The sequence below is a fragment of the Sulfuricurvum sp. genome, assembly GCF_019163035.1.
GTDB lineage: Bacteria > Campylobacterota > Campylobacteria > Campylobacterales > Sulfurimonadaceae > Sulfuricurvum.
In genome coordinates this window covers 1-8678 of record NZ_JAFLKV010000143.1, presented here as the reverse complement: position 1 = coordinate 8678, position 8678 = coordinate 1, and the positions used below count along the sequence as shown (strand labels likewise).

Genomic DNA, 8678 nt, shown 5'->3' with positions numbered 1-8678 from the left:
TTTTCCTCCATCAGGGTGTAGGCATCGTGCATCTGTATCGTCTGCTCCACACAAAACGGATTTTTGGTCATCACGTCGCCTAACGCCGTAGAGGTTTCGATCGCTTCAGCTACCACTTTGAGGGCGTCATGTTCCGTAAAAATTCCTATCGGACGGTTTTCATCATCGGTAATTACAACGGAACTAATGGCATAATCCGCCATCAGCTCCAGTGCTTTAGCAATCGTATCGTCTGCTTTGAGAGAGGTAATTTTATGAGATAGGATCGATTGAAGCTGCACCTGCTTCATTGACGCACCTCACACGCAACCGTACAGTTACGCCCTCCGTCTTTTGCCGCATACAGTGCACTATCCGCTCGCGCAATGGCATCAATGAGAGAATCATTCGTTAAAACTTCGGCAATACCGATACTACACGTAATCTGTCCCACCTCATCAAACGGTTTTGATTCGATCATATTTCGTATTTTTTCTCCGACGCGATACGCTTCGTCACATCCTGTGTTACGGAGCAGCAAAACGAACTCCTCTCCACCCCATCGTGCAAACAGATCGGCTTCACGTATCGTAGCAACCACCAAAGCAACAAAATTTTTCAATACATAGTCGCCGATATTGTGCCCATGAACATCATTAACTCGTTTAAAATGGTCCAAATCGATCATCATTAATGATAATTTCGTTGCTTGGCGTTTCGCAATGGAAAGTTCTTGCGAGAAAAGCTCCGCAAACATATGACGATTATGAATCTCGGTTAACGTATCTTTGGTTGCCAACTGGGTTAAATGGCGATTTTTTTGCTGGAGGATTTGGGTAATCTCTTCGAACTGTTTAAAATGATCCTGCATCAGCTGTGACCATTTGAGATAAGTCCGTGAAATCAAATCTTGCTGTGTCACTATTCCGACAACATTTCCCTCGTCATTCGTGACAACAATTCTTTTAAAATTACCATTGCGTAAATACTCTAGCCCCTCATGGATCGAAGCCTTCTCACTCAGCATCTCTACTGGAAAAGACATCACTTCACGCACCCGTACGCTCGGGCACGTTCCATTTCCTATAAACTGGATAACATCCTTCGAGGTAAGAATCCCTATTGCCGTTCCATGCTCTTGGATAATAACGCAGTCACTCAACGAATCTTTCATAAATTCCAAGATTTCAGACATCGGAACATCAGGGTAGAAACTCTTGTAACCGTATTTTTTCTCAAAAATAGTTGCGATTTGAAGTGATTCTAAAACCACTTGAGGATCAACGCTTGCCACAATATCACTGTTAGTTACGAGCCCGTAAAGACTTCCGTCTTGGTTACAAACACAAATGTGTTCGTCAACATCATTCGTGAGATTGAGCGCATTAATAATATTACTCTCTTTATCAATCAGAGGGATAGGACGCAGAGAGATTTGCGATAGGGGAGTCGAGAAACAGATTCCCTCCAGCTTCAGACGAATAATATCTTTGGTTGTGATAATGTAGTGAAGCGTTTTATTAACAACGATAATACTGCGGTGATTATGCTGGTGCATTTGGCGCAGAGCGTCTTGAATACTTTGATGAATATCAACCGTGATGACATCCGTAGTTGCAATCAAACCCAGTGTGGGGAAAAACATATATTCACCTCCTATTTATTATATTATATCGCTTGGTAACTCAAAAAAAAATCATCCCTAAAACAAATTTTAATCTTCTCATAATATATAACGTAATATAATTTCAAAAATTAAACAAGGGTTCTCTTAATCTCATGCACAATCCCAGTCACTTTGCACGTTGTCACTCGGTTGCATTGTCCACCTGTCTCACCTTCGGTGTGGTTCTTTTATCCTTTTAATTTGTGATAGAACTCTTAACTATCCCCGCACTCATAGCTGTTTTAGCCCTTTGGGTAGCTCATTCTATTTTTTTAAACCGTCGTCTTATTGATAGTCAAAATCGCTATAGGCAGTTTTTCAGCGACTCTCCCGTTGCCCTTATTGTAATCAACCATAATTATCAAATCATTGAGTGGAACCAGAGTGCAGAGGCCATCTTTGGATGGCATTGGGAGGAAGCACTAGAGGAGAACATCATCGAATTGATCGTCCCAAATTTTGATAAAGCTCACGTCAAAACCGTCCTTCAAAAAGCCGCTTCAGAGGGGATAAGCTACTCTAAAAATTACAATATAACCCAAGATAATCATGAAATATTTTGCGAATGGCGTAACCGTCGATTAGAAGGAAAGAGTGGGAATATCCTCTGTATGGCACAAGACATTACCCATTCTCAAAGAACGCTCGATGAACTCAGTAAACGTTCTATTGCGCTAGAGAGCGTTGGGGATGCGATTGTTTACACCGATAGCAAAGGGATTATCGAGTTCGCCAATCCTAGTTTTTTTGCTCTAGCCCTAACCGACCAAATGAATCTTTACGGAACCGCTATCGGAACGTATCTTTTTAAAGAACAAAATACATTCAAAACCATACGCTCTCAATTTTTGACCCATAATACATGGAGAGGAACCATTACAAAAAGTTCTAAGACCGGCGAAAAAGTTCTCAGCGTTACCATCACCGCCATCTATCGCCAAAAACGTCTTCTCAGTTATATTGTAAATCTCCACGACATTACTCACATTAGCACGCACGTCGATGATCTCACCTATCGAGTACAACATGATGCCCTCACGGGAGCAACCAACCGGGCCACATTATATGATCGCCTTGAACATGCGATCAATCGCTCAAAACGGCATAAAGAAAAAATAGCCCTCTATTTTATCGATTTAAACGATTTCAAATTGGTTAACGACCGATACGGACATGAAGCAGGTGACCGATTGCTCCAAAGTGTTGCAGAAAACATCCGTGTCTGTTTACGTAACAGTGATACGGTTTGCCGCTATGGGGGAGATGAATTTGTCGTTATGATCGAAGAGGTAAAAGGGGAAGAACATCTCCGCAGTATCCAAGAAGCCATCCAAACGGCCATCACTGAACCGATTTATTTGGATGACAAAATGACCCTCTACGCCAAAGCAAGCATCGGGGTAGCACTTTATCCCGATGACGCAGAAGAGTCTGAAGCACTTATAAAAGCCGCTGATACCGCTATGTATGTGGTCAAAAAAGAGAAGAATCTCAAGGCAAACGAACCAATACTTTCCGCTGACAATCGCAATCACTAAAATAGACCCATTGCTCTTGATAGGTCGGTTGCGATCTATAGACTACGGGAGAGCTTTGGACGTAGGTGACACTCTCACGACGCGGTTCAGACAACGCATATCCTAAGACTCCTCCAATCACGAGAGGGACTACCCAATTAGAAGAGTGGTGGTAGTTATTATTGGACATTTTGACATGGCGAGGTGATTCATAACGACTGTTTCCTCGATCATAATGACCGGCATTGAGACTCGACACTAACATAACGGTAACGCCGAGAACGGCTATCCACGGTTGAACTTTTTTCATAGGAGACTCCTATTGTTTAGATAGGGTAATCATGACAAAGCGCTGTGAAGTGATCGTGAATTAAAAAGTTTCGCTAAAATAACACCCATTATCGGAGGAAACCCATGCGGACATTAACCCTTTTTGCCTCTTCGGCGTTGCTATTTACCCATCTTTTGGCTAATCCCCAATGCTACGTTGATGCCTATCCGACGTTGGTCGCTTCAGGCAACAAGGATACATTAGTCCTCAAAAACGGTGTCACCTTCCCCTACCGAACCAATACCCCTAAATCAACATGGGATGAAAAAATCAACAACTCTGATTTAGAAACTCAGCTCTCCCAAAGTTACGATGCAGGGGGGTTTGATACCCCACCTCCGTATCTCTTCGATCCGGGACGCTTGCGCTATCAGCCCTTTTTTCAAGCAGTGTATGGGAAAGATAAAAAAACAATTGAGAAAAATCTCGTAACCATCGAATGGCCGACCCTGAAGGGAAAAACGAAACTTCAGGTGAGCAAAGTAGCCGATGTGAACAAAAAACTCTATGCCATCGGGCAAGAGATCGCGCATCTGCCTAAAGCGGATCGTATCTGGGCAGAAGGGGCAGCCACATATTGCTACCGAGTCATAAAAGACACCGACCGCCTCTCCATGCACAGTTACGGTATTGCCATCGATCTCGCCCCCAATACGACTCAATACTGGAAAGACGAAGCCGCCTCTGAAACGGCTCACATTGGCTATAAAAATACGATGCCCCTCTCCATCGTTCGCATTTTCGAGAAACACGGCTTTATCTGGGGCGGACGGTGGTATCACTACGACACAATGCATTTCGAATACCGTCCCGAACTCCTTGCATCTTCATGCAAAGAAACACCAAAATGACAGCGAACCGTCTTTTTACCACTAAAACGGGGCAATTTATCCTCTTTAAATACATGATTTATGCGCTGTTAACCTTCAATATTTACCTCTTTGCGATGAACGGTACCTTCACCGAAACCATCGAAACGGCGGCATGGGTTGTGATCCTCGCCCTATTCGAGTGGGAGACGTATCATCTCAAAGAGGAACATTGGAGCTTAATCGAAAAAGGGATCATCAGTGTATTGAGCTTCTTTGGGTACAGTGTTGTTTTATTCTCATGCTACAGCTATTTTGCGGACGCTGAATGGCTTGACTTTATCAACTCTCTGACATGGATTCTCGTCATATTAGTCTTGCAATACGACGTCTATTACCCAGGGCATTATGGCAAGAGTGAATGGACAGCACGCAATATCCTCAAATTTGCCCTTTATGGTGCATTGTTTATTTTTGCAGTGGTATGGGGGATACAAGGAGAAGCACTTGACTTTTACGACGCATTTTTATGGATTCTATCTTTCTTTGTGATTGAGATGAATATCTTTAATTTCGAACATCGATTTGTCGAAGAGGATACCCCCACAAACGATGAATAGATGGATACAAATCGCTTACGATGAAGCACTAAAAGGGATGGAGACCAACGAAGGGGGACCTTTCGGTGCGGCTATCGTCCGTAACAGTGAGCTCATCGCCTCTTCACACAACACGGTACTACAGAGTAACGATCCAACGGCTCACGCAGAGATCAATGCCATCCGAAAAGCCTCTCATACCTTAGGAAAATTTGACCTCTCCGAGTGTATCCTATATACCACCTGCTACCCCTGCCCGATGTGCATGGGAGCTATTCTTTGGGCGCGGATTCCTACTGTTTATTATGCTTCCTCGATGGACAATGCAGCAGAGGGGGGATTTGATGATAGAGCTTTTTATACGATAATCCGAGATTCAGAATCCTCCCTCGATCTCCGACCTATCGATCCTGAAAAAGGGAAAGAACTGTTTACTTCATGGGCGGCAAAAGAGGATAAAAAACTCTATTAGCCTAGAAATGCGATGGTTTTCTCTACCGGACGACCAATCACTGCGCGGTTACCTTCGATCAAAATCGGACGTTCGATCAGTTTCGGATGTTCAGCCAATGCGTCGATAAGCTTTGCTTCATCCATTACTTTTGCTAATCCTAACTCTTTATAGAGATCTTCTTTAGTTCGCATCAATTCTCGCGCTGAAACTCCCAATTTTCCCAAAAGTGCAACGATCTCTTCCCGAGATGGGGGAGTATCGAGATATTTAAATACCTCGAAAGCTTCCCCTCTCTCTTCGAGGAGCAGAAGCGCTTCGCGTGATTTTGAGCATTTGGGGTTATGCCAGATGGTTCTCATTTGTAGCCTTTTTTTTTAAAAGAATTATAACCGATCATATAAATCAAATAAAACTTAAATAATTTTATTAACTGCTTAACACAAAATTAACACTGATAGTTCATAATCTTACTCTCGGAAATTACCAAGCAGGAGTGAAAAGGAGAAAAATATCGCAGAGATACAAAATAAACACGCTCCGTCTGTCCTATGAATTGGACCTCTCAGACAGACGGAAAATCGTATTGCATAGCAACGTTTTATTATAGCGTTTTTACGCTGTTTCTGCGACGTTGCCGTGCATACTTATCTAAAATAAAAGGAATAGTATGTTCGATTTTCCCATATTCGAAATGCCCACGATTGGGCTAAGAATGCTCATGGCGATCAATGCGATCATCCACGTATTTGTCTCTCACGGCGGCGCCGTCGGAGGATCTGTGGTACTCGCTCTCGCCGCATGGTGGACCAATAAAAAAGGGGATTTGGCAGGGTATGAAACTGTCTATCGCCTCCTCATGGTCTTTTTTATCATCTCTACGTCTGTCGGTGCACTCACCGGAATCGGGATGTGGATTCACGCAAATATTATCAGCCCCAACGCTATCGGTGGACTTATCCGTGTTTTCTTCTGGAAATGGTTTATCGAGTGGATCGTCTTTAACTTCGAGGTTATTTTACTCCTCTTCTGGTTTATGACATGGAAACCTAAAGCCGCAACCGCTGAAGGTCGCGCTTCTTCCGTCCGCTTCGGAGCTTATTACGCAGTGTCGTCATGGATCACCATGCTTATCATCACGGCGATTTTGGGCTTTATGTTGACACCGAATTTCGATGGTCAACCGTGGATCGATCCTGAAGTGTATCCGGGTACCGTCAACTACAACAACGCCCTCTTTAACCCGACATGGTTCCCTGGACTTATGATGAGAACCTTTAGTTCGATTGCATTTGCCGGAGCACTTGCTATTCTATGGACATGGCTCATTACGAGTTTCAGTAAAGATGAAGAGATTCGCGCTACGAAAGAGCGTATGATCAAATTCTTCGCGACCATTATGATGGTGACCGTTCCGGTTGCTGCGGCATTTGGATACTACTATCTACTCCAAATCCCAGAAGCGGCACGCGCCATGATCCCTACGGCGATGATGACGAGAGCGTTTGCCGATAAAATGGATTTAATGTACATGATTATCAGCGGTATCGGCGGTGCGGTAGTGGTAACAACGATTATCGCTTACTTCTCTCCGAAACGCTTTCCCTACATTGCCGCTACCCTTATGGTTGCCGCATTCATGCTCTTCTGGGGATTCGAAGAACGTACTCGTGAGTTTATCCGTAAACCGTACCTCATCTATAACTACATGTATGCCAACGGTATCCGTGTTACCGATGTACCGTATCTAAACAAAGTGGGTATCCTCAAACACGCCATCTTTGTCGATGAAAAAGATAAAGTGATCAATGAGGATAAATCCAATCTGGTTGAAGTGGGACACACTATCGCTCGTATCGAGTGCCGTGCCTGTCATACTGAAAACGGTATCAACGGTCTTAAATTCCTAACCAAAGGGTGGAGCGAAGAGGCGATTCGTAACCGTATCAACAACCTACCGGGCGGGGGAACCCCTTATATGGCTCCGTTTGTCGGAACCGAAGCGGAAAAAGACGCGTTAGCGGCTTATATCGCATCACTTAATAAAAGAGGAGAGATCAAATAATGAACTGGAAACTCCCTTTTGACATCCCCCTCGTCGTACCGACGATGGGACTACCCGGCTGGTTTTTTGACACACTGGGCGTAATCGTATTTGTCGTGCATATCGCATTTATCTATACCCTTATCGGGGCATCGACTGCGTCGGTTTTGTATAATATTTTTGGTGTATTCAAAAAATCCAAAACAAACGATTTGTTGGCATACAAAATGACCAACCCTACCACCATCAGTGAAAATATGGGGGCATTGTGGGGGGTCGCTCCGTTGCTCGTTATTTCGGTTCTTTATACCGGATTTTTCTATACGGCGATTCTAAAAGTATCTCCGCATATCTTGCATATTATTTACGGGAACATCTTCGCGTTCTTGCTCTCGTATGCGTACAAATTTAGCTGGCATTCGTTGCATAACCACAAAGGGTTCCATATCGCTATCGGACTTGTTGCGGTATTAACGTTCTATACGTTGCCTCCGGTGTTTATGTCGATGTCAAACCTCTATTTGCAACCTGAACTATTTGCCTCAGTGCAAAATATTTGGGACATTATGTTGACACCGTTGACGTTCTTCCGTCTCATCAACTTCTTCCTCACTGCATTTGCATTCACGGGGATTGTCATGATCTATCTTGGAGTCAAATGGGTTAAAGCGGGCGGAGAAGATGCTGAAGTAGGCCGTTTGGCGATTGATCAAGGTAAAAAATGGTTTATGTGGGCAGCACCTGTCAACATCGCTGTTTTACCATTGGTATTCTTCGCATTCAGCCCGCGCATCAGCGAAGCATATATCCATACGCCGTTTGTGTTCTTGCCGTTTGCGGCATCAGCAGTATTGTTGATCCTATTTTTCTTCCTTCTTAAACGCTTTAGCAATGAAGAGATGAACTCTGGCGATGCAACAAAAGCGGTAGTATTGATGGTGGTAGCCGTTGCGTTAATGGCAACAGCACGTCACGGTATCCGCGTGGTAAGTTTCGAAGAGCCGCTACAGTTGCAAGCCGAAGCGACGGAAAAATATATGACCGATGTTATCGCCGAGTATAAAGCGCACAAAGAGGAGATGAAAAATGCCCCTCAAGTCGTTCTCGATCCGGCAGTTTCATTGGCAGATTCCAAAGGGTGTTTGGCATGTCACAGTGTCGATACCAAGCTCGTAGGACCTGCCTATAAAGAAGTCGCCGCAAAAGGTGAAAGTGCTGAGATTCTCACCGCTTCACTCAAAAACGGTTCAACAGGTAAATGGGGTGAAACTCCGATGCCTCC

The 8678-nt window shown here is 44.0% G+C and carries 10 protein-coding genes; 6 read left to right on the top strand and 4 right to left on the bottom strand.

What is annotated here, in order from left to right:
- Together JZU62_RS10345 and JZU62_RS10340 are read right to left on the bottom strand one after the other, a co-directional pair.
- Positions 1 to 290, bottom strand: a 290-nt coding sequence (locus JZU62_RS10345) for a CBS domain-containing protein (protein WP_295014516.1), incomplete at its 3' end; no start/stop codon positions are given.
- Complete coding sequence (locus JZU62_RS10340) at positions 287 to 1624, bottom strand: diguanylate cyclase (RefSeq protein ID WP_295014514.1); 1338 nt, start codon at positions 1622 to 1624, stop codon at positions 287 to 289. The genes JZU62_RS10340 and JZU62_RS10345, both read right to left, overlap by 4 nt.
- A gap of 224 nt (positions 1625 to 1848) precedes the next feature.
- Between JZU62_RS10340 and JZU62_RS10335 the strand changes: the two genes are divergently transcribed.
- Complete coding sequence (locus JZU62_RS10335; protein ID WP_295014512.1) at positions 1849 to 3183, top strand: sensor domain-containing diguanylate cyclase; 1335 nt, start codon at positions 1849 to 1851, stop codon at positions 3181 to 3183.
- Here JZU62_RS10335 and JZU62_RS10330 read toward each other — a convergent pair.
- Positions 3137 to 3472: a hypothetical protein gene (locus tag JZU62_RS10330; RefSeq protein WP_295014510.1), complete on the bottom strand. Its 336-nt coding sequence runs from the start codon at positions 3470 to 3472 to the stop codon at positions 3137 to 3139. The two genes, JZU62_RS10335 and JZU62_RS10330, sit on opposite strands and share 47 nt — an antisense overlap.
- Before the next feature lie 104 nt (positions 3473 to 3576).
- Between JZU62_RS10330 and JZU62_RS10325 the strand changes: the two genes are divergently transcribed.
- Genes JZU62_RS10325 through JZU62_RS10315 form a run of 3 tightly spaced genes read left to right on the top strand, consistent with a single transcriptional unit; the run spans position 3577 to position 5373 of the window.
- Positions 3577 to 4344, top strand: coding sequence for a M15 family metallopeptidase (locus JZU62_RS10325; protein ID WP_295014508.1), 768 nt, complete (start codon positions 3577 to 3579; stop codon positions 4342 to 4344).
- Positions 4341 to 4922, top strand: a complete 582-nt coding sequence (locus JZU62_RS10320) for a hypothetical protein (RefSeq protein ID WP_295014506.1) — start codon at positions 4341 to 4343, stop codon at positions 4920 to 4922. The genes JZU62_RS10325 and JZU62_RS10320 overlap by 4 nt, the downstream gene beginning before the upstream one ends.
- The gene (locus JZU62_RS10315) at positions 4915 to 5373 is read left to right on the top strand and encodes a nucleoside deaminase (protein WP_295014504.1); all 459 of its coding nucleotides are present in this window, start codon (positions 4915 to 4917) and stop codon (positions 5371 to 5373) included. The genes JZU62_RS10320 and JZU62_RS10315 overlap by 8 nt, the downstream gene beginning before the upstream one ends.
- On the opposite strand, the gene arsC is transcribed toward JZU62_RS10315, so the two are convergent.
- Positions 5370 to 5714: an arsenate reductase (glutaredoxin) gene (arsC, locus tag JZU62_RS10310; protein ID WP_295014502.1), complete on the bottom strand. Its 345-nt coding sequence runs from the start codon at positions 5712 to 5714 to the stop codon at positions 5370 to 5372. The two genes, JZU62_RS10315 and arsC, sit on opposite strands and share 4 nt — an antisense overlap.
- 308 nt (positions 5715 to 6022) lie before the next feature.
- Between arsC and JZU62_RS10305 the strand changes: the two genes are divergently transcribed.
- Together JZU62_RS10305 and JZU62_RS10300 are read left to right on the top strand one after the other, a co-directional pair.
- A complete protein-coding gene (locus JZU62_RS10305; RefSeq protein ID WP_295014500.1) occupies positions 6023 to 7417 on the top strand; it encodes a cytochrome c in 1395 nt (464 codons plus the stop codon).
- On the top strand, positions 7417 to 8678 hold a 1262-nt coding region (locus tag JZU62_RS10300; protein WP_295014498.1), incomplete at its 3' end, for a cytochrome C. The genes JZU62_RS10305 and JZU62_RS10300, both read left to right, overlap by 1 nt.

Excerpts from the sequence above, each read along its gene's own strand:
- JZU62_RS10340 (WP_295014514.1), bottom strand. The coding sequence starts at position 1,624 with ATGTTTTTCCCCACACTGGGTTTGATTGCAACTACGGATGTCATCACG.
- JZU62_RS10330 (WP_295014510.1), bottom strand. The coding sequence starts at position 3,472 with ATGAAAAAAGTTCAACCGTGGATAGCCGTTCTCGGCGTTACCGTTATG.
- JZU62_RS10325 (WP_295014508.1), top strand. The coding sequence starts at position 3,577 with ATGCGGACATTAACCCTTTTTGCCTCTTCGGCGTTGCTATTTACCCAT.
- JZU62_RS10320 (WP_295014506.1), top strand. The coding sequence starts at position 4,341 with ATGACAGCGAACCGTCTTTTTACCACTAAAACGGGGCAATTTATCCTC.
- JZU62_RS10315 (WP_295014504.1), top strand. The coding sequence starts at position 4,915 with ATGAATAGATGGATACAAATCGCTTACGATGAAGCACTAAAAGGGATG.
- arsC (WP_295014502.1), bottom strand. The coding sequence starts at position 5,714 with ATGAGAACCATCTGGCATAACCCCAAATGCTCAAAATCACGCGAAGCG.
- JZU62_RS10305 (WP_295014500.1), top strand. The coding sequence starts at position 6,023 with ATGTTCGATTTTCCCATATTCGAAATGCCCACGATTGGGCTAAGAATG.